Source organism: Wolbachia endosymbiont (group B) of Philonthus cognatus (assembly GCF_947179345.1).
In the GTDB taxonomy this organism is placed as follows: domain Bacteria; phylum Pseudomonadota; class Alphaproteobacteria; order Rickettsiales; family Anaplasmataceae; genus Wolbachia.
This window is the reverse complement of record NZ_CAMXBG010000002.1, coordinates 766,985-792,141: the sequence shown is the minus strand read 5'-3', so window position 1 is coordinate 792,141 and position 25,157 is coordinate 766,985. Positions and strand designations below refer to the sequence as shown.

Genomic DNA, 25,157 nt, shown 5'->3' with positions numbered 1-25,157 from the left:
TATATTGTTTAAGTTACTAGCAATATGTGTTGCTAAATTAGTATTAATTTGCTTGCAGAAGAATAATTAAGACAAGCTTATGATAAAACAGAATTTAAAAGTAATAAAAGGCTATGTATTGAGCCTGTTAAGAGGCTTTTATCGAAAGTTATTTTGGGTTAGAAAATTTTTCTAAAATAGTAATTGACAAAGTTTTAAAGGTAGAGCAACATGCCTAAAATATATTAAATCTTGTTAGGGGTAAGTATGGATTACGAAAATGTACAAAGAGTATTACTAACTTCCATCAAAGAGGATGATTCTCATAAAGGGCTCAAAGAGTTAGAGATTAAGAGGTATTGTATTGCATATCAGACATTGCTGCGTAGATGGGATGGAACAATAATACCACCTTTTCTTAAGAAAATTTTAGAAAATGAAACTTGTTGGGAAGTAGAAGGTGCTTCAGGTCAAGTTAAACTCAATAGATATACTGTTGGAAAAAAGTTGTTAACATTAAAAGCTGAAGATGGGCAAAAAATTCTCCTCAGTCGCTTTGATCGCTATAGGATTGCTTGTTGGTGTTGCTTTGAAGAAGAGATAAAAGCTATTTTCGAAGAATTTAAATCAGAACAAAGTGATGAATCAGGGAAGAATTTAGTGAGAAAGCTTGATGATGGAGCTTTAATGATCTACTGGTCACATGCTATGAATAACCAAGAACATCAGTTAAAGCTAAATAACGAGCATCCATACGTTTATGCTTTTAAATGTGCAATGCTAGAAAAGCACGTGGAAGCTTTAGAATTCTTTTGGAATAAATTGCAATCTATTGATTCTGTATCTCCAAAAAGAAGATTTATTAATGCAAGTGGCATATAATAAAGGACATTTTTCTACTGATGATGTTGGAATGGTTGATTTTTGCCTACGTCGTCTTGATGTTGACAGATACCATGAATTATTGAAAAGGGACTTTAAACAACATAGGTGTTATTATGCTTTAAGTATATTAAGAAGAAATCATTCTTTCGAAAATGCCAGAAAGCTATTTGAACATTTAAAGCCAGAAGATTTATCTCCTGAAGGTTATAGTACATCAATGTTTTCAGCATTAAACTCACTTGTTTCTGCACCAGATGATAATTTTGTTAAATCTGGTAGTGATATGCTCACCTCTATGTGGAACAGTCCTGGCTTTGAGGCTCATAGACAACACTATTTAAATAAGTTAAGCGAACAACTCTCATCAACCAGAGATTTGGTTGCTTCTCTCATTGAGAAGAATAAAGCTGTTAAAATATTGTCTGAAATCGTTAACTCTCTTAATCAAGAGCAAATGCAGTCTATTATGGAAGAAGATAAGTCAATATATGAGATATTCACTAAGGTTAGAAACAAGCAATTAGATGGTAGTGCTGGTGATTCAACAGTACCAAATTCATCATTAGATGTAGAAACTATACAGCAGAAGGTAACTGATGTTAGAAGCAAAGTGTAATGTTTCTCTTTTGGAAAATTCAGTTACTTGGACTTAAACGAAAGTGTGCAAAGAGTTTAGGTAAGAGTAAAAGTTGTAAAAGGTTGAAATCAGGGGGCAGTTATGGTTAATAACAATCAACAACAAGAAAAACCACAAGACTTTGAATTGATAGAGCTGCTTTTTCAGAAAGTACCCTCCACGGGTTCCAATGCAGCAGATCAATTAGATAAATCTTTTGAAGCAAGATTTCAGTCATTGATTGATCAAATACAATCTTATTTGCATTCTAGTGAAAAGGCTAGTTTTTTTCCTCATAGATTTTTAGGTTGGTTTTCTAGTGTATTAGATACTAAGCTTAATGATAAGCTAGGCATAAAGAAGTTGCACTTTCGTTTTGAGGGATCAAGAACTTTAAAGGTTGTAGCAGAAACAAAAGATAAAATACATGTTTTTATTTTCACTGAGGATATAGAAGCTCAACATGCTGAATCTCAACAAGCACGTTAAGCATTTTGAATTTACTACAGGTGAATTTAAGAGTGTAATGGGTAGAGATTATACTGAATCAGATGCTCGCAAGCTTCAAATTGATGTGATAAAAATTTTGAAAGATAAGTATGAGTTAGTAAAAAGCAGACCAAAGTCAGACAAGGATGTTAAGTCGAAGAAGTTACATTTATATCTGAAGAATAACGTATTGGAGTATAAAGCTAAGGATATATATGGAAATATTCAAACAATGCAAATTGATTCTGGTGAATTAAAAGGTAATAATGCGTTTAAAAATAAATTTTTTGATGAAATTAAGCAATTTCTAGGTAAGTCAGGTAAAGATCTTAGTGATGATGTTAGGAAGGAGTTATCAAGAATCACGTCAGCAAAGGGATATACCTTAAAGAGTGATGGAGAAGATGAAAAAATAAACATTAAGGTAGAAAGTAAAAAGAAGATTATAGATCAACCTATTGAGCCTACAGTAAAATTTCAAGAAGTGACAAAAAAGCTAGGTAAGTCTGTTTATTTAGAAAGTTATATTGAAAAGCTTGCTAACCCAGATGCAGAAATAGATCAAATTCAGGAAAATCTCAAAGCCATTCTAAATTATATTAAAAAAATTCATACCAATTTAGGCTTACAAGATAGTGTTTATGGCAATAGAGCTCGCGAAGCTGATCAACATGGTTTTGTGGCAGGAATATTCGATAATTTTCGATATCGTGATAATACCAAACTATATCTGGAGCAATTTGCTGGTAGAGGTTATGCTGATATTGTTTTACTTGTTCGTGGACCTGACCGTGCTGTTGATTCAGTACCAATTCTTATTGAACTTAAGGCTGGAACTGAAGGGCAAGTTACTACAAGTGATGCACTGAGGCAAGCTGAAGACTATATTAAAGGTTTTAGACCAAATAAGATGAGGATTTTAACCAACGCCGGTAATGCTATTGCTGTTGGGTTAAATTTAGATAATGCGGAACCGTTTAAAACTGAAGTAAAACCTATTAAACAACCATCATCTTTGATGGAAGATTTTATAGAATTAGCTAGCAAATGGAGTAATCAACAAATTTCTGAGGAAATTTTTAAGCAACGGGCAACGGATTTGTTATCGAGTGAATACTATACTTTTACGGCAAATAAGGAGACAAGGGACATTTACTATTTTAGCAGATATACTGTAGGTCAATCAATCTTAGTTGATAAATTTGATGGAACTGATGTAGAAAAGTATGTCTTTTCTTATAGTGAATATCCTTTAGAATCTAAGACAAGAGGCGGAGCACAGTCAAAAGAAAGACCTGTAACTACCTTAGTATTTATCAAAGGTGATAAGAAACAAGATAAAACAGCATTTGTTTTTCACATAATTGAACAAGAAACAGAAATACAAAATCTTAACCCAAAAAAAATTCCAGTTACGGATATACCTGAAGTTGGAAAAATAGAAAATGTTATAGAAATTACTATGGGTTTAAAAAAGTATAAAGAAAACTTATCTTTCAAAGACCTTTTTGAGATAAAGCAAATAAGTAAATATAATCCAAGTAGTAACGCTCAGCAATTTACAGGTAATTTTCTTGAGATACCTAATTCTGATGAATTAAGGGTAAAATTTGATCAAGCAATCACTTCTCAGCATGCTACTTCCTCTGATAGTAAAGATTTATTACCAGATTATAAAAAGCTACTTACTGATATAGCAGATACAATTTATCCTATAAAAGGTTTGATAACTGATGAAGCTAAATTGCAAGCTGTGCTTAATGGCTTGCTTAGTAGTTACAGTGATTTGAAGCTAAAAGAGACTTCTGCAAAACAAGAGGATTCTGCAAAAATTGTAATTATACCTGAATTTCAAACAGGAGCAGGTGGTCGTGTTGATATGGTAATTCAAGGTATTGGTCCTTCGCCTCAGGGTACTAAAGAATATACTCCTATAGCGCTGGAATTTAAGCTTATAGATAAAGACTTAAATGAAAAACAAATGAAAGAAGAAGTTGATGAATTAACAAAGGAACAAAATATTAGATATGCTAAAGGGGCAGCACTGAAAACAATAACAGATAGTGATAAAATGCTTTTCATGGGTGTGGTTGTGAATGTGAAGGCTAAAGACAAAAATTCTTTAATATTAACGAGTGATGAGTTTGTTCCTGCTATAGTAGTTCATAGTTCTATTGACATAGCTAAGAGAAAACATTTAGAAGAAATACAAGAGGTAACTCAGAGGCTTAAAAATATTGGTATACAAGAGGAGAATTTACGTACATTAGAATCTGCAACAGCAGAAAAAGATTATCATTATTGGCTTCAACAACATGATATAGCTGATATTGCAAGAATAAAATATGGTTATGGAATTGATGGAGCTGACACATTATTTGAAATAGTAGGATCACCGGAACACATAGTTAATCAATTGCAACAGTTTCAAGATAGCGTAGCAACAAGAGGTGAAAGAAGGCCATTAACTTTAATTGTTAATTTAAATAATAACCATTGGGTTACGTTAGTCATCTCCCATCAAAATGGGCAGTATAATGGATACTATGTAGACTCGTTGGGTAATAATGTTCCAGATAATATTCGTTAAGTTTTACAACAGGCTCAAATTACCGTTAATGATGTTTCTGTTACTCAACAAAGAGATGGTTATAATTGCGGCTTATGGGCGTTAGAAAACGCTAGAGATATTAATACTGTGTTGCAAGGAAGTAGATTAAGTAATATTCCTGATGAAATACGTAACCATTTGCGAATTCAAAGAAGAGAAAATCATTTTATACGTATGAGAGAAGGTATTTCAAACACATTAAGTATAGATCCACAACGTATAGCTAACTTAGAGGCTGTACTTGCTGGGACACAACAACCAAAATTCGACCTAAATAGTTGCGTAGGAGGAGGTAGAAGTAGAAGAAGTATTAATCCTTGTTTATTTTCAAAGGGTGATGTAGAAAAGTTTAGTAAAGGCAAAGTGGATGAAAATAATGCAGACAAAATTATAATTGATAGCGAAAAATTTCTAACTTATGTTAAAAGTAGTCAAGATGAAGCGAAAAATGCTCAGTTAATAGAGTTTGTTGGGGACAAAAGTATTGAAGGGGATCATAAGTACTTACTTGACAAGGTAACTGAAGATCAAGGATATGAACGTTATATTCAGAATGAACGTGTTAAGAATTTGCATGGAGATATCTCACAGCAAGCTAGCAGTGCAACAAAAGGCTCAAAATTAAAAGGCAGGTTAATGAATGCTGCTGGTGGGATACAATTAATAAGAGGGATCCATGGTGCTATTGTATCTTGCAAGGAAGGGACAGCTACAGATTGTGGATTAAATCTAGGCGGAATAGGATGGTCTTTTGCATCTCAACCGATTGAAAATGTAATGGTTAAAATTACTCCAAAAGTTGTAGCATCAGCTGAAAAGGTTGTGGGAAAAATTATACCAGGTACTTTAGGTAAACAGACAAAATTTGCTATTCGAGTTGTGGGAGTAAAATTTGGCAGTACAATAGCAAGAGGTACAGCAGGAGCTATAACTGGCGTCTTTGATATTGTTGATATAGGCATGTCAGCAAACAATCTTGTTGATTGTAAAAAAAGAGAGAATAGTGATAATCCATGTGGAGAGAAAGAAATAAGAGATACCGTCTTGTTAGTCAACATAAAAATTTCCTAAATTGCATCATAAAACCAAAAAAAATACTTCCAATTCACAATCTGTGTAGCAGTACACAGATTATAGTTAGTGTATATGTTGATAAGTAAATTTCTGCTGTTGTGTATATGTAAAATCAATTTACTTATCAACATACACACTAACCAGCAACATTAAATAAATTTGTGTAAGATACTATTTCACATAAGATGTGATGGAGCACTTTTTGACTTTAAACTTCAGCTAATCTTCTAGCCTTATAATTCTTGATATGATCTGGATCAAAAGCCTTCCTTGAACTTAAAACACCAAAAACTATATGGAGTAACTTGCGCATTGCAGCTCCTACAATGGCCATGTTATGCTTGCCTTTCTCTTTTAACCTCTTACAAAAAGTCATAATAATAGGATTATGCTTTTTAGATACTATAGCAGGAAAATACATTGCCTTACGTAATGTTTGTGAACCTGATTTACTTAATCTGGGCTTGGCATATACAGATGAACCTGATGTTATATTCCGTGGTATAGTTCCAGCATATGATGCCAATTGCCTGGCATTTATAAAAACTTTTATATCAGAAATTTCAGCTAAAATAGCTACTGCTGATTCCTTTCCTATGCCTGGAACAGTTAATAGTAGCTGAAAATCTTCCAACAATTCTTTGTGTTGTTTTAATAGTTCATGTATGGAGTTTTTTATTGTTTCTATTGATTGCTCTATGTTCACTGAAAGATTTTCCCAAACATTTACAACTTTTTCAGGCAGTCTCTCTTTCTTTTCTAAATGATTATTTACTAATGTTAATTCATTTTTTAACGCAGCTGAACAACGATAAAGATGTTTTAATTTTTTCTTTTCAGAAGAAGGTGGTGTCCAACGTGTAGGTTCCTGTCTTTGACAATAATCTGCTATAATCTCTGCATCGCTCTGATCATTCTTTTGTCGCACAAGCTTACTCCTTGCATAAGATTTTATGCAATAAGGATTTACTACACTAACAAAATATCCAGCATTGTGTAGAAATTCAGCCAAAGCTTCACTATAACAACCTGTAGCTTCCATACAGATTGTTACTTGCTCCACATTATGTTTTTGTAAAAAATCAAGTAGACCTTGAAACCCAGAATCATCGTTTTTAAAATTCCTTTTCTTAGTTTCGCGTTTCCCTTTTTTACTTATGAAAGAAAGAAAAACATCAAAGCGATCTTTTGATATGTCTATACCTAAAAAGTTGTTGATCATTTATAACTCCATACGTTACCATTTAAAATGAAAAGTAAGGCTAACCTTGTGCATACAGAATTAGAACCATTTAGGTCTTTCTAAGATACCGTCCAACCTCTACTTTTGAGAAGGGAACTCTTTTCTCTTGGACAGATTTTATATCTAAGATAACATCCAGAGTTCTTCCCTTCTCCACCTAATGCTTAAGCTTAAAACATTAGATGCTTTTTTCAAGATACAAGATAATATAGCAACTATATCTTTTTCCACTATATCGTTTGTGTCTGGTGTTGCTCTTACAGCACTTGGTATGCCTGGAATCGGCATTGCAGTTGGAGTTGCATTGATGGTAGCTTCTGGGGTTTATAGTGGTGTTAGCAATATCGTGGAGTACGAGAAAAAGTATGATACAACCCATGATGAAAATTGGCGTATTTTTTGGCATACATTTGCTTTTCAACCTATACCACAAGATGTACAACATCTTGCAGCAAGAAAGGAAATGGTTAATAGTCTAGCTAAAGGAGTTTGGAAAGCTTTAAATAATGACCCTAGTAACGCTAACTATGGATTAGAAGAGAATAAGAAAAGAGGGTAAACTCCAGTATTTTAGAGATAATAGGAGGTTACCCAGTGAATAAGAATGTAACAGAATTATTCTGTTTTGTAGATGATTATTGTAAAATAATAGACAAAAATTTTGCAGGTAGATTATTATCCAATGGTAAAAAACCTACAAGAGTGCCAGAAATAACGCATTCCGAAATTATAACAATAATTCTGTTATATCAGCAATCTAGATATGAAAACTTTAAATCATTTTACATATGTTACTTACAGTTGCTGCATAAGTCAGACTTTTCTAGACTACCTTCTTATGATAGATTTATTGCGCTAAAACCTCGAGTTTTATGGTATTTAGCAATGCTGCTACAATGGTTATGTGAGCAGGCAAAAAATACAGGTATTTCCTACATTGATTCAACTCCTATCACGGTCTGTCATGCAAAAAGAATATCTAAAAATAAAGTTTTTACTGGAATTGCAAAATTAAGCAAAAGCACTTATGGCTGGTTTTTTGGTTTTAAATTACATGTAGTAATCAATGAAATAGGCGAAATTCAAGGTGTTACGCTAACCAAAGGTAACGTTGATGATAGAAAGCCAGTTCCGGATCTGACTAAAAAACTAACGGGTTTATTATTTGGAGATAAAGGTTATATCCAAAAAGGTCTGTTTCTACAATTACTTGATAGAAATTTAAAGCTTGTTACCAAGATAAAAAAAGGGATGAAAAACGCATTAATCTCTCTAAATGAGAAGATTTTTCTGAGGAAAAGATCTATTATTGAAACAGTTTTTGGTTACCTAAAAAATAGATTAGAAATTGAACACACTCGCCACCGATCTCCTTTTAACTTTCTGGTTCATATTTTTTCTACACTCATTTCATACTCTTTACAACGTAAAAAACCTTCCATTTCCAATTCTTTCTTTGTCGGCTAATCCATAGTTAGCGTTAGTAATGTTGTTGCTTATGGTATTGGTCTTGGAAAAATAAACGGTAATACTCTTCGTCCAGATTATGCAACGATTATGATGAATAGGAAAAATGCCAATACACAAGATCTTTCGCGTGTTATACCTGATTATATTGAAGGTGCTAGCATGATTTGTTTGCCACACAGTACTAGTCAAGATTACGAAAAGGGTATTAAAAGCTCAGTTCCATCGGCTAAGTACTATTGTGATAATGCAATAGTTATTAGCCATGATAAGAGAGTAAATATGATGCAAAAGGACAAAACAATTATTTATGATTTAAGCAATGTGGACAGAGGTACCATCGTTGGAAGTAACGAGTGGAACAATAATTTTCTAATTGGCTCAGGTACAGCAAACATAACTGGTGGTAGTAATAAGGTAGTAAATAGGTTTGTTGTAAATAACGTTGACTTCTCAGGTAAAATTATTGGTGGAAGTAACTCTGTTAATATACTTGATTTGAGCCAATTGAAAGATACAGTTGTAGGAGTGAATGTTAACTATCGTTTTAAGCCTAGTGCCTCTGGGTCATTAAAGGCAAGAGTAAATGGTCGTTGGCTAATCAATGATCAAATTGATAATAATGACATCTTTAATTACTACTATGTTGGAAGAAAGAACAAGGTGGATGAGATTTCGTGCATGGGTTACTCTGAACACTTTACAGGAATCGATGATCGTGACGTTATCATAGATAGTAGTGGTGGTTCTAATAAAAATGAGAAAGATGTAGTTGAAAATTGTAAAAAAGTAATTATTTCGCCGTATACTACAGTTAAGGGTGGAAAGAGCAATTATACTTTTTACGTAAAAGCTGCAGACTACAAAGGTAAGGGTTTATATTCAGAAATTGATGTAGATGGAACAGGAACTGTAATTTTTCCGGAAATTGATTTATTAGGTGATTGTGATCAAATAACTTACTCTACAAATAGTAATACTTTATCTTTAAAAATAAATTTTGGTCAAAACAATCAATTTACTCTTGATGTAAAAAATTATGTCGAGCAAAGCAGTAATAAACCTCACTTTGCACTAATAGACAAAAATGGTAGCAATATTGTTCCTAAGATTGAAAGATCAGACTCATCAACTATAAAAATTACTTCATTTGAATTACATTCAGAACATTCCTTAGATAATTTTGACGATGTTGCAAGTCATTATAAGAAAATTCTAAACAATAACAAGGATTACAAAGTCTTTAGTGTTATCAGAGATAGAGTACAGAATCAGGGTAATAGTGCAGTTCCACATATGGTTTTTGGTTCTCTGGAAGATGATGTAATAAACTTCGATCAAGGAACTATGTTTGCTAGGGGAGGAGGAAGTGATGTGTATTTTATTAGCAATGATATAAATAGTAGAGAAGTTAAAATTGATAATAACTCAAGTGATAAAAAACTAGATACACTATTTATGTCGGCAGTTGAGAAAGATTTTTCAATCCAGCAATGTGATCTGTATTTAAAATACAATAATAGTAACATTCGAGTGAAAAATTACTTTCAAGATCCTAATTATAGGCATCTTATAGTTATGAACAAAAAAGGAGAAACTTTTATCCCCAATATACAATCAATGTCTTGTTCTCCCTCTTCTTCGGGAAAGGGTAAATTAGTTCCTTTTTTACAGGCTACACAAACTCAGAATATGTTTTTGTTACCTAAAGATTTTCAAGGTGATCATGTAGTAATAGATTCTCGTCTTGAAGATATTAAAAAGTATAAAGATAAAGATGATCTCTTATTAATAAGAGAAAGTGAAATTCCTTTTATCATTAGAATAGAAGGTTTTTATACTGAACGAAGCAAATGGGAAAATATTTCTTATTCTCTATGGAATAATGATCATTTTTCTCCATCTCCTGAGTTATTAGAGAACGTTGATAATGTAATGGAGCATAAGGATAAACTTAGAAGTGACTATGAAAGAGTTGTAAAAGAATATATTGAAGACTTTAGTAACTCTACTAGTATCATTCAACACAATCAAAAATTAGAAAAAAATATTTCTACTTCTGTAGTACAAGATGAGGAACACATAGGAGTAGTGATATTAAAGAATATTACTCCGGGTCAAGTTGAAATTTTCAGCAATGGTGCAGATCTGATATTTCGCGATAAGATGTCTAATCACACGATCAATATAAAAGATTGGGATAATAATGAATTTCATAGAATTTCTACGTTGGAGTTTGATTTAGGTTTAGAACCAATAATGCTCCGTAGATTAGATAGGTTTAGTTTATCTGAGGTAAGAAAAATACAAGCTTTAATTGATAAAGCTTCAGAAAATTACCAAAATGGAAGTAAATATACCCCTAAAGTAGAAAATGACTTTAAATGTTTAATATCAGTTGACGATTTTGAAAGAGGAAATAGAGATTCAGTACATCAGTGTCTTGGTTTTCCTTCACTGCAAGACCGGGTTAGCTTTACAGAAAGTTCCTGTAGTTTAGAACAAATTGAGGAATTAAAAAATAAAACGCCAAGTAGTAATCAGATTTTAACATTGCTTGAAAAGTTAGAAAACAACCTTTTGCTGAATGGCTATGATTCAAACATAATAGATCAGTGCAATAAGTGGATGATCTCTTCAGGGTTGGGAGTATTGAAACCTTTGGTAAGTACAGCAGTTTATGAAGGTAAATGGGATGAAGTTAAAACCCTTCTTGATAAAACTGCTAAAAAAAGTAATGTTGATATTGAACATAAAAATCAGTGTTCACAGAACTGGACGCCTTTGCATTATGCTATTTACAACGGTAATGTAGAATTAAGCAAGAGTGTATTCAAAGCATTTTTAGAGAAGAAAGGTAATATTAATGCTTTAGAGAGTACTAGTTGCAACAGTGATAATTGGGCGCTTTTGCACTATGCTGTTCATTATGGTAATCCTGATATGGTTAGCTTTCTTATAGATAAAGGTGCTAGTATTGAAATTAGAAGTAAGGAGGGTAAGACCCCCCTGCATTTGGCTGTTGAAGAAGCAAAGCAAAACGTAATTAATCTTCTTCTTGATAGAGGTGCTGATATCGAGGCTAAAAACAACGATGGTAGAACACCTCTATATTTAGCCGCTTACAATAATGACTCAGGTGTAATTGAACTTCTTTGTAACAGGATCAAGACTAAAAGTAATGACGCATTTAAAATGATAAAACAGGTTAAATTTTTAAAGAAGGAAGTTGTTAACCAAGCAAATATTCCATCTAATGCAAAAAGATCGGTAGAGTCTTGTATAAGTAGTTTAAGAGGTTCAATAAAAAATGCAGCCAAAAAGGTGCTAAAGGACGGTATGCTAAATGATCTTAATGCTTCAACCATTAAACTTGTGGATGGAGTGTATAATTTTGATAAAAAGTTATTTGGTGAGGCAATTAAGGAAGCTGTAAATGACGTATACTGGCAAGTAGGTGTAGAAAAAGTATTAAGGTTTATACGCAGTCACCATTATATTGATCAGTTTATTCCAGGTTATATAGCTGTGTTTGATAAAATACCAAAGGACGATAGTACAATATTAAAATTAGCTTACTCTATTAGAGAAGCCATGAAAATGGACAACTATTCTAAGGTCAGTTCAGAAGAAAGATCCGATCTTGAAAAGCTAAAAAGTAAATTACCGAAATCAGTGAGGAATATGGTATTTTCTTCAGCGATATGTATTAAAAATGTTGAGTATGGAAGGTACTTGTACTCACCTAATGATGATTGTATGTACCACTTAAACAATTGTGACACGGACAGGCGGTATGCGTTTACCTGGCCTTCAAATAGAGGGGGTAGTAATTTTAAGTGGAAGGTTGAGCTTAACGGTGATAATGTGTATCTAAAAAATGTTGCGTATGGAAGATACTTGTACTCACCTAATGATGATTGTACGTACCACTTAAACGATTGTGACAGCGACAGGCGGTATGCGTTTACCTGGCCTTCAAATAGAGGGGGTAGTAATTTTAAGTGGAAGGTTGAGCTTAACGGTGATAATGTGTATCTAAAAAATGTTGAGTATGGAAGGTACTTGTACTCACCTAACAATAATTGTATGTACCACTTAAACAATTGTGACAGGGATAGGAGGTATGTGTTTACCTGGCCTTCAAATGGAAAGGGTGGTCAATTTAAGTGGAAAATTGAAAATTGTGGATCTACTCGCAATAGACGTAGTATACAAGAATTAAATGGTTATAATCAAACTGTAGTAGACTATCAGTCAATATTGACTGAAGAAAATAGTCAGCAAATAGCAAGTAGAATATCTGCTATAGCTGAAGATGTTGACAGGCACACCTTTTTAAATCAATCAGAAAATAAGTTAGATTTGGATAGTTATTTAAGTAATAGAGGAAAGAGCAATGCTGCGGATTTTATGAGGAGAGACGTATGTAGTGAACTCAATGCAAGTGAGAGAAAAAATATTACTCTAGGAGGAAACGATATATGTGCAATTACTTCAGGTCATGAAACACTTGATATTGAAAACTTCCCTATTCAAGAAGTAGTAATTAATGATGATGTCAATGGAAAGAAAAGTTTAAGAAGTACATTAGATTTACATCAGTTGGTGCAACAAGTAGATAGGGATTTGAGTATAAAACCGATACCAACAGTTATTAAAGACAAAAATGATTTATTAATTAAGTTATCTATATCAGCTACCAGCTTGCAGCAAGATGTAATAACAGTGAGGCTGAAAGATGCCCTTGTAAATAAGTGGTATAAAAAATTACAAATTATTTTTGATAATGCACCGATGGAAATCGATGATAGTTTAGGTTTAAAGTCTTCGTTCTTTATTTCTGATGAAAAAATTATTGTAGTAACACCTCAAGACGTGGAAGAAAAGAATAAACTAATCATATCTAAAAAAGCAGGGCAGTATACCTATCTTCATGATAAATATGATTTGATAGTTACCAATGCCTTTAATGCTGATATAGAGGCAAGTGAGTCGTGTATTATACGTTTTAGAGATTTCTATAAAGAACCTAAAATGGAAACATTATCTATAAAATTTGCTGACAAAGAAATATTATTAAGTAACGAAATAGATAAAATACGTAATTCAGATAGTATTGATGAATTAAATAATGTGAGTTCTATTATTAATTCACAAAAGAATTCTATACCTTTAGAGGCTCCAAACAGTGGAGATATAAATGCTCAAGGTAAACTTGGTAGGACATCTTTGCATCTTGCTTCTGAAGCAGGTGAATGGGATAAAGTTAAACTCCTTCTTGATAGGTGGGCTAATACCGAAATTCAAGATAAGTTTGGGTACACGCCAATGTTTCTTGCTATTCAATCAGGTAAATGGAGTGTGGTAGAACTTCTTCTTGATTATGGTGCTAATATTAATGCTCAAGATAAGGAAGATCATACGCCTTTACACTTTGCTGCTCAAAAGGATAATTTGGATATGGTTAAATTCCTTCTTGACAGAGGTGCTAAGGTCGAAGTTCAAGACAAGCTTGGTTACATACCAATACTTTCTGCTGCTCAGTTAGGTAGATGGGGTGTGGTCAAGCTTCTTGTTAGTAACGGTGCAAAATTTAATAATGAGATAACGTATCAGGGCACGCCTTTACATTTTGCTGCTCAAGAGGGTAATCTGGATATAGCTCAATTTCTTCTTGATGAAGGTGCTGACATAGAGTCTCAAGACGACCATAATAGAAAACCTCTACATCTTGCTGTTGAAGCAGGAAGGTTGAACGTAGTAAAACTTCTTCTTGATAGAGGTGCTAGTGTCAATGCTAAAGATAAGAATGATAGAACACCTTTAGACTTAGCTACTAAAGGAGATATGATAGAAGTTTTGGAGAAAGCACAGTTGGATCAAGGGTTGTTAATTAATGCAAGGGATGGTAATCTTGATAAAGTAAAAGATCTTATCGCTCGAGGTGCAAATTTAGAAACTAAAGACAATAATGATAATACTACTCTACATAATGCTTGTAATAATGATCGCTTAGAAGTAGTGAAATATCTTATCAAAAAAGGAGCTAGTTTAAAGGCTAAAAATAAAGACGGTAAAATACCTTTAGAGTTGGCTGAGCAAAAGGGTTACACAGATATAGTAGAAGTGATAAAGAAGATGCAATTGGGCTTAGATGAAAAATTGTTATCTGCAGTAAAAAATGATGATCTTAATGAAGTTGAGGATCTTTTTGGCCAGGGTGCTAGCTTAAAGGCTAAAAATAAAGATGGTAACACACCTTTAGACTTGGCTGTTAAAGAAAATATAAAAGAATTTTTGAAAAAAGCACAGTCAGGTTTAAATAAAGAATTGTTGGCTGTAGTAAACGGTGATGATCTTAATAGAGTCAAGGCTCTTGTTAGCCAAGGTGCTAATTTAGAAGCGAAAGATAATAGTGATAATACTCCTTTACATAACGCTTGTAATAATGGTCATGTGAAAGTAGTAGAATATCTTGTCGAAGAGGGAGCTAGCTTAAAGGTTAAAAATAAAGATGGTGAAACACCTTTGCATGTAGCTGCTCAACACGATAGTACACTTGAAGTAATTGAATTTATTTTGAACAGAGATCTTAGTGGTATTAATGATATAACTAATAACGGTAGAACACCTTTACATTTAGCTATACAAGGAAATAAACCAAGTACAGTCAAACTTCTTCTCAAAAAAGGTGCTAATATTAACGCTAAAGACAAGGATGGTAAAACACCTTTGGATTTGGCTGTGCAAGAAGGTTATACAAATATAGTGGAGATGATAGAGCAAGTACAATTAGATTTAGATGAAGGATTGTTGACTGCAGTACAAGATGGTAATCTCAATGAAGCTGAAGATCTTGTTAGTCGGAATGCTAATGTTAATACTACAGATATATACAGTTGGACACCACTACATTGGGCTGCATTTGAGGATCGTTTAGAAATTGCAAGGTTTTTGATAAAAAAAGGCGCTGATATTAATGCTGCAGATAAAGGCCCTTATGGTAAAAAGCCTGTGCATGTTGCTATTGAGAATAATAGTAAAGATATCATAGGGTTTCTTCTCAGCAAAGGAGTGAGTATTGATGATACTGACAAGCAAGGTTATACACCACTGCACTATGCTGCATGGAGAGGTCGTTCAGAGGTTGCTAGTCTTCTTTTTGATAAGGGAGCTAATATCAATGCCGCAGATGCCTCTACTGCTGGTAAAAAGCCTATACATGTTGCTGCTGAAAATAACAGTAAAAGTATTATAGAGTTTCTTATCAGCAAGGGGGTAAACGTTGATGAGACTGATAAAAATGGTTGGGCACCTTTACACTATGCTGCTAAGTTTGATCAATTAGAGGTTGCAAAATTCTTGATAGAAAAAGGAGCTAATATCAATGCTGCAGATACTTCTACTATTGGTGAAAAACCTATACATGTTGCCGCTGAGAATAATAGTAAAAACATTATAGAGTTTCTTATTAGTAAGGGAGTGAGTGTTAATGATACTGACAAAGATGGCAGGACACCGCTGTACTGGGCTTCTTGGAATGGTCGTCTGGATGTAGTAGAGTATCTTATAGGTAAAGGAGCTGATATCAGTGCTAAAGATAAGGATGGTAGAAACCCGCTAGATGTGGCTAAAGGTCACCAGTATGATAATGTTGTAGAGTATTTACAACAAGCAGAATTACGGCTAAATCAACAATTGTTGACTGCAGTACAAGATGGTGATTTTGAAAAAGTTAAAGATCTTGTAAGCCGAGGTGCTAGCTTAGATGCTGCTAACATTGATGCTCAAGATAAGGATGGTAAAACACCTTTGCATTTTGCTGCTCAAGAAGGTAATCTGGACATGGTCCAATTTTTCCTTGGTAGAGGTGCTAAGATTGAAGCCAAAGACAAATATGGATGGACACCTTTACACTTTGCTGCTCAAGAAGGTAATCTGGACATGGTCCAGTTTTTCCTTGGTAGAGGTGCTAAGATTGAAGCCAAAGACAAATATGGATGGACACCTTTACACTTTGCTGCTTCTAGTAATAAGTTTGACATAGTTAAGTTTCTTTTTGATAAGAACGCTAATATTAAAGCTAGAGATATCTACGGTAATACGCCTTTACATGTGGCTGCTCAGTATAGTAATAAGCTTGAAATAGTTGAATTTCTTTTAGACAAGAATGCTAATGATATTAATGATGTAACTAATGACCGCTCTACACTTTTACATGTAGCTGTCAAGGGAAATAAATTAAATACAGTTAAATTTCTCCTCGGTAGAAGTGCTAACATTGAAGTTAAGGATATTAATGGCCAAACGCCTTTGGTCTTAGCTACTCGAGCGCGTTACACAAATATAATTGAAGCTTTAGAACATCCAGAATTAGTCCTAGAAAGGCATTTGTTCACAGAAGTAGGACTGAACGATAGTATAGGTGATCGTGGTAGAATCACAAGTCTTATTAACCGTGGTGCTAACATTGATGCCAAGGACAAGCATGGAAATACACTACTGTCTTTAGCGGCTGAAATAGGTGATTATGGTGGAGCTCTTCTCCTACTTCAAAATGGTGCTAGTACTGAAGTTAAAAATGGGGAACTTTATGAAACTCCTTTACATGTAGCAGTTAAATACTGTAAGCCATATATAGTGGATTTACTTCTCAGTTATGGTGGAAATGTTAACGTCCAAAACAGGAATCGTAGTACACCTCTACATTATGCTGTTAATGCTCACAGTTTTGATATAGTGAAGGTCCTTGTCAATGCCGGTGCTAATCTTAGTGCTACAGATGATTACGGCAGAACACCACTAAATATTGCTAGAGATCAAGGATGTGGTAATATTGTGACATATTTAGAAGAAAAACTCAGTCAGGAAAGAGGAGAACGCAAACGTCGGCATCACCATGGAGATCATAGTCGTCATCACTTATCACGTAAACCTCTTGCTATAAATCAACCTGAGATAGCAGCAAGTAGTGGCACAAGACCGTCTTCATGGCTAAATTATTTACCTGGTTTGGTAAAAAGCTTTATAGGTGGGTTATTGAGCTCTAAATCTGAGGGGACTACAAGTTCAGTATCACAAGTTGATGGGCAATTTGCCAAAGCGTCGGTAAGTAATAGTAGTTTGACAAGTACCACACTACCATCTGATGGTAAAGATAAAAGACAAGAAAATGGAGGTTTCTTTCGAAATAACGTCGATTATGTAAATGCAAATCTAAAGCAAATGCGTGAAAGGCAAGCACCTGTTAAATTTAAGCCTAGTGGAGGAAATACAATATTAGAAATGGGAGATCACTATCTATCACAGGTTGACTTTAATGGTACAATAACTTTATTTGACTTATTGATTAGAAAATTTACAGGTCAGAAGTATATTTCTACTGTAGATCAGTCTATATCTCCACTAAAAGCACAGGGCTATGCATTAAGCATCACAAATGGATTCAAGAAAGTAGTAGAGCAAGCTGGATTAAAAAGTGGTGTATTAATGCATCGATTAAATATTGATTATATGGGAATGCAGAAAGAGATTGTTAGAAAAGTCATAAGAGGTCAATTTAATGAGATTTCAGGAGTTTTAAGCTCGTATTTAGAGAAAGCATGTCCTAGTAGAGAAGCAGGATGTCCTGGTAAGTTAAGTTCGAAGAAATTTGAAAAGTTTATAGCTAAATTTAATAAGGGTCTGCTAAATCAATCAATAGAGCAGATATTACACAACAGAGATGGTACATTAGAAGTTGATGGTGCAAAGCAGATGAGTTTAGAGCCTCAAAGTTATTTAAGTAATGCTTCTATTCAAAGCCATTCAAAGGACAAAGTATCAACTTGTCTTTCTGATGTAGGAGTAACCAAGCTTGGAAATACTTTGAGTAAGTAGATGAGGATATGGAAGATATAATATACCAAATAGTGAAAAGCTTATAATAGAATTTAAAGTAAAGGTAGCCAAAATAATTAGGGAAACCAGTAGCAAGTTTGATGATCTTAATACTAAAATGGATGAAGTAGACATTAAATGCTAAGTGGTTAATGTGTTTTCCATATTGAACTTACAGCACGTAGCTTTGATATAGAAGTTTGGGTAACGTTATGATAGTAATTTATATAATTCTTTGTGCAATCTTCATAGCTGTTTTAGATAGTTCATTAGACTCTTAATTATAGGATATGTCTAACTTAGGAAAGATTTTCATCAATGTTGAAGTGAATAATTATGTTTTTTCCTTGAGTTGTAAAATTTCAGAATGAGAGAGACCGGTAATTTGAGCGATAACATCTATAGAGACACCGGCCTTGAGTGAGTTTTTTGCAACTTCGATTTTTTCTTCTTGTCTACCTTCTAGTTTAGCATCATCGAGTTTTTGTTCCAAGATAGCAGCTTCTTTCTGTAAATCCATTACCCTTTCTTCATAAGCTACAAGATCTTTCTCATTCCAATGAAATTTATCTAACTCGTCATACGCTAACTTTATTATCGGTGACTTTTCTGCTATTTTTCTTAAATCTTCATCAGTTGTTTCTTCTGCATACTTGAAAAAAAATAGCCAACGATCTACTACATTTTCTAGCTGCTCTTCTTTACTTTTGGGAAATTTTGGCAACTCAATGAAAATAAATTGAAAATCTTTTAAATCATGCTCGTTAGTTTTTTCATCTCTTATGGTATGGCTAGATATATAATCAAGCTTATCAGGAAATAAATTACAATTGGAAATAGCAATAAAGAAAACCTTCTTTAAATCAATGTACTTACCACCTTTATCAGCCTGCCTTGAGTAAGCCTTAGCAGCATAAAGTTGGGCACGTTTTTCAAAGCCTTTATCACGAGCGAGTTGCATCTCAATCACGTATCTGGCCCCAGTGGAATCTCTGCACAGAACATCAACAATACTCTGCTTATCAGAGGCAATTTCAGGGTCCATAATGGTGCTAAGGAATTCGACTTCTTGTATAGTATTTATTTCAGTGAACCCTAAAATATCATTCAAAAAATGGATAAGGATATTCTTATTTTTTTCAGTACCGAAGATTTTCTTAAATGTTAAATCTAATTTTGGATCGAGAAACTTAGAAAGAGCCATGACAAATTAACCAAGAAAGCATTAATAATTATACACAATTGTGAAGAAATATTCAACGTTTTTGTGCTAAAGTCTATTAAAGTTAGCTAAATTTCAAGAGTTGGCAAAAAATTACCTTCATAGATGACCATAGAATGCTACTGCGCACCTTAGATGTTTATTTTATTATCTTTTACAACTCCCTCCATAAACCCCAGCAAATGAATTAATGAGCTGTGAAGAGCTTAAAAATATTTATTTTCAGTGTGAGAGATTAACCTCCTAATAAAAATACGAGCCCAAAAGCTCAATTACGATTTACCTAATATCGAGAGATACCGTCTCGTCAGTCAACAAAAAAATTATAAAAATTGAACCTTAAGCTGTATTGTAAAATCACAAAATACTGCCAACTGTTTAGTGGTATAAAGATTATTATAGTTAATGTATATGTTGATAAGTAAATTAGTTTTATATATAAGACAGCAGGAATTTACTTATCAACATATACATTAACCAACTACATTAAACGAATTTATATAAAATACTATTTTATATTAGATGGTAGCATCTTAAATTACTAAAACTTCAGTCAACCTCCTAGCCCTGTAGTTTTTAATATGGTCAGGATTAAAAGCACTTTTGGATCTCAGGATACCAAAAATAGTATGGAGTAGTTTACGCATTGCAGCACCAACGATGGCCATATTATGCTTACCCTTTTCCTTTAATCTTTGGCAAAAGCTCATAATGATAGGATTGTGATTCTTAGCTACTATAGCAGGAAAGAAAAGTGCCTTACATAATGTTCGCGAACCAACTTTACTTAATCTGGGCTTGGCATGTACAGATGAACCTGACGTTATGTTTCGTGGTATAACTCCTGCATATGCTGCCAATTGCCTGGCATCTCTAAAAGCCTTTATGTCAGGAACTTCAGCTAAAATAGCTATTGCTGATTCCTCTCCTATTCCTGGAATAGTTAATAAAAGTTGAAAATTTTCCAACAATTCTTTGTGCTGTTTTAGTAGTTCACGTACAGAGTTTTTTATTGTTTCTATTTTTTGTTCTATGTTCATTGCAAGGTCTTCCCAAGCATTTGCAACTTCTTTTGGCAGTCTCTCTTTTTTTTCTAAGTGGTTATTTACTAATGTCAATTCATCTTTTAACGCAGCCGAGCAGCGATAAAGATGTTTTAGTTTTTTCAATTCAGAAGAAGGCGGTGTCCAGCGAGAAGGTTCCTGTCTTTGGCAATAATCAGCAATAATTTCTGCATCAGTCTGATCATTCTTTTGTCGTACAAGCTTACTCCTCGCATAAGATTTAATACAATAAGGATTTATAACACTAACAAAATGCCCAGTATTGTGCAGAAATTCAGCCAAAGCTCCGCTATAACAACCAGTAGCTTCCATACAAGCTTTCACTTGTTCTACGTTATGTTTTTGTAGAAAGCTCAGTAGACCTTGAAACCCATTATCATCGTTCTTAAAGCTCCTTTTCCTAGCTTCACGTTTTCCTTTTTTGCTTATGAATGAAAGAAAGACATCAAAACGTTCTTTTGAAATGTCTATGCCTAAAAAATTGTTGATCATATATAACCCCGTACGTTACTATTAAAATGAAAAGTAAGGCTTACCTTGTGAATACAGAATTAGAACCACTTAGGTTTTTCTATGATACCGTCCAGCCTATACTTTTGAGGAGGAAGCTCTTATCTCACGAGCAGATTCTTAATCTTGGACAGGTTTCAGAGTTCTTCCTCCTCCATCTAATATTTAAGCTTAAAACATTAGATGCTTTTTTCAAGATACAAGGACAGGTTCATTAGCCTCCCACACCTTTACATGATAAAGATCTTGAAACTTAATGTCAACATTTCGGTGGCAAATTTACGTTGAATCTATATTCTGTAAGTATGGGCGAAAAAAAGAAGGTTATAATATATACAGATGGATGGAAATCCAGGTCCTGGTGGATGGGCAGCTGTGATGATGTATGAAAATAAAAGTGTCTTTATCAAAAAACGTATCTCTGGAGGTGAAAACAAATAACAAGATGGAGTTAAAGGCTGTGATTAACGGGCTAAAGATGTTGAAAGTTTCTTGCAAAGTTGTTTTACACACTGATAGTCAGTATATTAAACAAGGTATAACAGAGTGGATCAATAAGTGGAGAACAAATGGTTGGAAGACAGCCAATAAAAAATCAGTAAAAAACGTTGAGTTATGGAAGGAATTGGATGAAATTGTCTTGCAGCATGATATTAACTGGAAGTGGGTTAAGGCTCACAGTGGTAATACCTATAATGAAGAGGCAGATAGACTTGCTAGAAAGGAATCTAAAAAGCTAAAATATAGAGAGAGATTGTGAGATCAAGAAATCACAAAAAAATAGAGGGAGCTCTAAGTTTCATAGATTGGAGGGAGTGTTATGGCAATAATTCTTTTAGACACAAAAACTATAAACCGTATAGCAGCAGGAGAGGTAATAGAAAGGCCAGCGAGTGTAGTAAAGGAATTAGTAGAAAATGCAATAGATGCTAGAGATAGAGATCAAAATAGAAAGTGGTGGACGTAACCTTATAACTGTGACAGATGATGGAAATGGAATAGAAAAGAACGATCTGGAACTAGCACTTATGAGGCATGCCACTTCAAAATTAAGTGATAGTGAGTTAATAGAGATCAGACATCTTGGCTTTAGAGGAGAGGCTCTGCCTTCAATTGCAGCAGTAAGCAGAATTAAATTATCATCTAAGGCAAGTGGAGCAAAGGAAGCATGGTCTATAAGATATGAGGGAGGAGAAAAAATAAGAGAGATTATCCCTTGTTCTTTGTTGCAAGGTACATATATTGAAATTCGTGACTTATTTTTTGCCACACCAAATAGATTAAAATTTCTAAAAACCGAGAGGGCAGAAACACAAAGCATTGTTGACATTGTAAATAACTTAGCAATGATTAACTATAGTATTGGGTTTACTCTCACTTCCGGTAATAAAAAGCTCTTAAAATATGTTAAGCAAACTTCATTATTTAACAGATTATGTGAAACAGAAGAAGAATTTCAGAGCAATTCGCTGGAAGTTAAAGAGGAAGAAGACGGCATCAAACTTAAGGGACACATCTGTAAACCAACTATTAGTCGTGGTAATTCAACTCAGATCTATACGTTTGTTAATGGCAGGCCAATAAAAGACAATCTACTTATTGGTGCAATTCGATATGCGTATCAGGACTTTATTCCAAGTGGGAGGTATCCTTTTGCAGTGCTGCACTTAGAGATACCATACGATCAAGTAGATGTAAATGTGCATCCAAATAAATCAGAGGTAAGGTTTCAGAACAAGAGGCTAGTATATGAAATAGTGAGAAGAGGGCTAATAAAAGCGTTGTCAATGAGAATAGGTACCTCTTCAGTGAGTGATATTGATGGATCTAGGTGTCAAGGTATTGGAGAAGAACTGGGTGGTTCGTCTTTTGATGTTAGTGAAAGTCAAAGGAATAATGAGCGTGTTAATAATGGAAAAAGCAGAGAAGTAAAGGGTCGAAAAGAATTTTACGAAAGAAGGCCAAGTCCTTTTGAGAATCAGCTAATGAAAGAATTCAACTTGCCAAATGCAGGAGAGAAAGGCTTATCAGAACGGTCAGAATCATTTGACTATACTGGTATACAGAGATTACCACTACAAGCGGAGACTATGGTTCTAGAAAGGGAGCAAATTGATTTAATAGAGGATTATCCTCTGGGATATGCACGCTGTCAGGTCTACAATACTTACATTATTGCTGAGGCTGGAGATAGGCTGATTATAGTAGATCAACATGCAGCCTATGAGAGATTGATATACGAGTGCTTAACAAGCATAAAAAGACAAAAACTTCTCATTCCTGAAATAGTTGAAATTAAAAACCAAGCTGGAATGGAGATGGTTAAAACTTATAAAGATAAGCTTTTTGAAATGGGTTTTGGTATTGAAATAGAATCAGAAGATAAAGTAAGGGTAAAAGAAATACCTGCAATCTTGGGAACAATAGATATAAAAGAGATGCTAGTTGATATAGTAGATAAGTTAATGGAAATAGAAGATACGCTACCAATAGAGGATAAGGTGAACAAAATATCATCCATAATCGCTTGCCACGGAGCAGGAAGAAAAATGAAATTGGAAGAGATGAATGAGATACTAAGACAAATTGAGAAAACTCCATATTCTGATCACGGAAGACCAACGTATATAGAAATGAAACTAAGTGATATAGAAAAATTGTTGTGTGTCCAGAAAAGGTAAGTATGCTCAGTAGGAGACAAACCTACCAGGATAAAAGTCGGAGTCCTGTAGCTTGGGTAGCAATATGGAGGGAAACCAAGATATTGAAGCCTACCGACAACGTTATCGTAAGGATAATGGCAAATTATCAGGTTGTAGCGAAAGCGAACACACAGGTGGCCTCGAAAGTCTGCAAAACTAAAGGCTGAGCTCACGGCAATTGGGTGAAAGCAACATAGATAGCTGAAATACGAATGATACAGCATATCTACTTTAGCGGGGTGGTAGTGATGACATGATAATTAGGGCATACGAGGCAACTGGAGAAGCCCTTCTCATCCCAGGGAGAAATACCTTGGAGCGGTAGGTTCTATAACTGGAAACAGGAAATGAACCGAAGATGAAAGGGTGGCGGATGGGTGCGTAGTAGTGATGAAGTGAGGTAATGCTCATGGAGCAAAGGCACCCTACTAGTAGGAATCTTTTAACAAAAGGAAGGTAAAGGTAAAAATGACAAAAATGCCAATAAAATTACAAGACCTGAGAAGAAAGATATATATCAAAGCGAAAGCAGAACCGGAATGGCGATGCTGGGGAATCTATGTACACGTCTGCAAGATGGAGACACTAAAAGAAGCATATAAGCTAACAAAGAAAAGCAATGGGGCACCAGGAATTGATGGGGTAACATTCAAATCGATAGAGGCAGAAGGCTTAGAAAAGTATCTTCAGCAAATAAGACATGAACTAATAACCAAAACCTATAGCCCAAATAGGAACCGGAGAAAGGAAATACCAAAAGTTGGGGGAAAACTCAGAACGTTGAACATACCCTGCATCCGGGATAGAATAGTGCAAAGTGCACTAAAGCTAATAATTGAACCGATATATGAATCTGACTTTCAGGACGGATCATATGGATATAGACCCAAGAGAAAAGCGCATGAAGCAGTAAGCAGAGTAGCGAAAGCAGCAATCAAAGGCAATACAAAAGTTATTGACATAGACCTGAAATCCTACTTTGACAATGTACGACATCATATTCTTATGGAAAAGATTTCCAAAAGAATAAAAGATAAAGAAACCATGCACTTGATCAAGCTAATCCTTGAAACAGGAGGGAAACGAGGAATAGCACAAGGATCACCACTTTCACCACTACTAAGCAATATATACCTTAATGAGGTAGATAAAATGCTAGAGAAGGCAAAAGAGGTAACAAAAGAGGGAAAATATCGACATATAGAATACGCCAGATGGGCAGACGATTTAGTGATACTGATAGATGGGCACCAGAGATGGGAATGGCTCGAGAAATTAGTATACAAAAGGTTACAAGAAGAATTAGCAAAACTAAAAGTAGAAGTAAACGAAGAAAAGACAAAAGTGATTAATCTTAAAGAAAAAGGGACATTCAGCTTTCTAGGATTTGATTTTTAACCGAATATTACAAGA

General features: G+C 34.2%; 15 protein-coding genes and 1 pseudogene. 13 read left to right on the top strand and 3 right to left on the bottom strand.

The window, feature by feature from the left end; genetic code table 11:
* Window positions 1–246 precede the first annotated feature (246 nt).
* The 5 genes from ONG78_RS05615 to ONG78_RS05595 all read left to right on the top strand — a co-directional run bounded on the left by ONG78_RS05615 (window position 247) and on the right by ONG78_RS05595 (window position 5,651).
* Window positions 247–861, top strand: a complete 615-nt coding sequence (locus ONG78_RS05615; RefSeq protein ID WP_264377888.1) for a hypothetical protein — start codon at window positions 247–249, stop codon at window positions 859–861.
* Window positions 845–1,480: a hypothetical protein gene (locus ONG78_RS05610; protein ID WP_264377887.1), complete on the top strand. Its 636-nt coding sequence runs from the start codon at window positions 845–847 to the stop codon at window positions 1,478–1,480. The genes ONG78_RS05615 and ONG78_RS05610 overlap by 17 nt, the downstream gene beginning before the upstream one ends.
* A gap of 102 nt (window positions 1,481–1,582) precedes the next feature.
* On the top strand, window positions 1,583–1,969 hold the full coding sequence (locus ONG78_RS05605) for a hypothetical protein (RefSeq protein ID WP_264377886.1): 387 nt from the start codon (window positions 1,583–1,585) through the stop codon (window positions 1,967–1,969).
* Window positions 1,944–4,559 (top strand): hypothetical protein, encoded by a 2,616-nt coding sequence (locus tag ONG78_RS05600; protein ID WP_264377885.1) that lies wholly within the window; start codon window positions 1,944–1,946, stop codon window positions 4,557–4,559. The genes ONG78_RS05605 and ONG78_RS05600 overlap by 26 nt, the downstream gene beginning before the upstream one ends.
* Window positions 4,560–4,667: 108 nt before the next feature.
* Window positions 4,668–5,651, top strand: a complete 984-nt coding sequence (locus ONG78_RS05595; RefSeq protein ID WP_264377884.1) for a hypothetical protein — start codon at window positions 4,668–4,670, stop codon at window positions 5,649–5,651.
* A 211-nt stretch (window positions 5,652–5,862) separates the two neighbouring features.
* Here ONG78_RS05595 and ONG78_RS05590 read toward each other — a convergent pair whose 3' ends face one another.
* On the bottom strand, window positions 5,863–6,876 hold the full coding sequence (locus tag ONG78_RS05590; protein ID WP_264377562.1) for an IS110 family RNA-guided transposase: 1,014 nt from the start codon (window positions 6,874–6,876) through the stop codon (window positions 5,863–5,865).
* A 181-nt stretch (window positions 6,877–7,057) separates the two neighbouring features.
* On the opposite strand from ONG78_RS05590, the gene ONG78_RS05585 reads away from it, so the two are divergent.
* The 3 genes from ONG78_RS05585 to ONG78_RS05575 all read left to right on the top strand — a co-directional run bounded on the left by ONG78_RS05585 (window position 7,058) and on the right by ONG78_RS05575 (window position 18,246).
* Window positions 7,058–7,456, top strand: coding sequence for a hypothetical protein (locus tag ONG78_RS05585; RefSeq protein WP_264377883.1), 399 nt, complete (start codon window positions 7,058–7,060; stop codon window positions 7,454–7,456).
* 35 nt (window positions 7,457–7,491) lie between these two features.
* Window positions 7,492–8,364: an IS982 family transposase gene (locus ONG78_RS05580; RefSeq protein ID WP_019236992.1), complete on the top strand. Its 873-nt coding sequence runs from the start codon at window positions 7,492–7,494 to the stop codon at window positions 8,362–8,364.
* A gap of 90 nt (window positions 8,365–8,454) precedes the next feature.
* The gene (locus ONG78_RS05575) at window positions 8,455–18,246 is read left to right on the top strand and encodes an ankyrin repeat domain-containing protein (RefSeq protein WP_264377882.1); all 9,792 of its coding nucleotides are present in this window, start codon (window positions 8,455–8,457) and stop codon (window positions 18,244–18,246) included.
* A 334-nt stretch (window positions 18,247–18,580) separates the two neighbouring features.
* Here the strand turns inward: ONG78_RS05575 and ONG78_RS05570 are convergent, their stop codons facing one another.
* Both ONG78_RS05570 and ONG78_RS05565 read right to left on the bottom strand, forming a co-directional pair.
* On the bottom strand, window positions 18,581–19,450 hold the full coding sequence (locus ONG78_RS05570; protein ID WP_264377881.1) for an Rpn family recombination-promoting nuclease/putative transposase: 870 nt from the start codon (window positions 19,448–19,450) through the stop codon (window positions 18,581–18,583).
* A 551-nt stretch (window positions 19,451–20,001) separates the two neighbouring features.
* Window positions 20,002–21,024: an IS110 family RNA-guided transposase gene (locus ONG78_RS05565; RefSeq protein WP_264377700.1), complete on the bottom strand. Its 1,023-nt coding sequence runs from the start codon at window positions 21,022–21,024 to the stop codon at window positions 20,002–20,004.
* Window positions 21,025–21,347: 323 nt separating this feature from the next.
* Here ONG78_RS05565 and rnhA point away from each other — a divergent pair.
* The 5 genes and pseudogenes from rnhA to ONG78_RS05545 all read left to right on the top strand — a co-directional run bounded on the left by rnhA (window position 21,348) and on the right by ONG78_RS05545 (window position 25,142).
* A pseudogene (gene rnhA / locus ONG78_RS05560) lies at window positions 21,348–21,802 on the top strand (ribonuclease HI).
* Between the two features lie 60 nt (window positions 21,803–21,862).
* Window positions 21,863–22,009, top strand: a complete 147-nt coding sequence (locus ONG78_RS08030) for a hypothetical protein (protein WP_405197782.1) — start codon at window positions 21,863–21,865, stop codon at window positions 22,007–22,009.
* On the top strand, window positions 21,969–23,723 hold the full coding sequence (gene mutL / locus ONG78_RS05555) for a DNA mismatch repair endonuclease MutL (RefSeq protein ID WP_405197781.1): 1,755 nt from the start codon (window positions 21,969–21,971) through the stop codon (window positions 23,721–23,723). The genes ONG78_RS08030 and mutL overlap by 41 nt, the downstream gene beginning before the upstream one ends.
* A gap of 2 nt (window positions 23,724–23,725) precedes the next feature.
* Window positions 23,726–23,911: a hypothetical protein gene (locus ONG78_RS05550; protein WP_114517603.1), complete on the top strand. Its 186-nt coding sequence runs from the start codon at window positions 23,726–23,728 to the stop codon at window positions 23,909–23,911.
* A 301-nt stretch (window positions 23,912–24,212) separates the two neighbouring features.
* Entirely contained in the window at window positions 24,213–25,142 is a 930-nt protein-coding gene (locus ONG78_RS05545; RefSeq protein ID WP_264377880.1) for a reverse transcriptase domain-containing protein, read from the top strand.
* Window positions 25,143–25,157: the final 15 nt, after the last annotated feature.

What these genes read in the sequence shown, in the direction of transcription:
- ONG78_RS05605 (WP_264377886.1), top strand. Translation starts at nt 1,583, where the DNA reads ATGGTTAATAACAATCAACAACAAGAAAAACCACAAGACTTTGAATTG.
- ONG78_RS08030 (WP_405197782.1), top strand. Translation starts at nt 21,863, where the DNA reads ATGGCAATAATTCTTTTAGACACAAAAACTATAAACCGTATAGCAGCA.
- ONG78_RS05575 (WP_264377882.1), top strand. Translation starts at nt 8,455, where the DNA reads ATGATGAATAGGAAAAATGCCAATACACAAGATCTTTCGCGTGTTATA.
- mutL (WP_405197781.1), top strand. Translation starts at nt 21,969, where the DNA reads ATGCTAGAGATAGAGATCAAAATAGAAAGTGGTGGACGTAACCTTATA.
- ONG78_RS05585 (WP_264377883.1), top strand. Translation starts at nt 7,058, where the DNA reads ATGCTTAAGCTTAAAACATTAGATGCTTTTTTCAAGATACAAGATAAT.
- ONG78_RS05615 (WP_264377888.1), top strand. Translation starts at nt 247, where the DNA reads ATGGATTACGAAAATGTACAAAGAGTATTACTAACTTCCATCAAAGAG.
- ONG78_RS05600 (WP_264377885.1), top strand. Translation starts at nt 1,944, where the DNA reads ATGCTGAATCTCAACAAGCACGTTAAGCATTTTGAATTTACTACAGGT.
- ONG78_RS05550 (WP_114517603.1), top strand. Translation starts at nt 23,726, where the DNA reads ATGCTCAGTAGGAGACAAACCTACCAGGATAAAAGTCGGAGTCCTGTA.
- ONG78_RS05610 (WP_264377887.1), top strand. Translation starts at nt 845, where the DNA reads ATGCAAGTGGCATATAATAAAGGACATTTTTCTACTGATGATGTTGGA.
- ONG78_RS05545 (WP_264377880.1), top strand. Translation starts at nt 24,213, where the DNA reads ATGACAAAAATGCCAATAAAATTACAAGACCTGAGAAGAAAGATATAT.
- ONG78_RS05570 (WP_264377881.1), bottom strand. Translation starts at nt 19,450, where the DNA reads ATGGCTCTTTCTAAGTTTCTCGATCCAAAATTAGATTTAACATTTAAG.
- ONG78_RS05590 (WP_264377562.1), bottom strand. Translation starts at nt 6,876, where the DNA reads ATGATCAACAACTTTTTAGGTATAGACATATCAAAAGATCGCTTTGAT.
- ONG78_RS05565 (WP_264377700.1), bottom strand. Translation starts at nt 21,024, where the DNA reads ATGATCAACAATTTTTTAGGCATAGACATTTCAAAAGAACGTTTTGAT.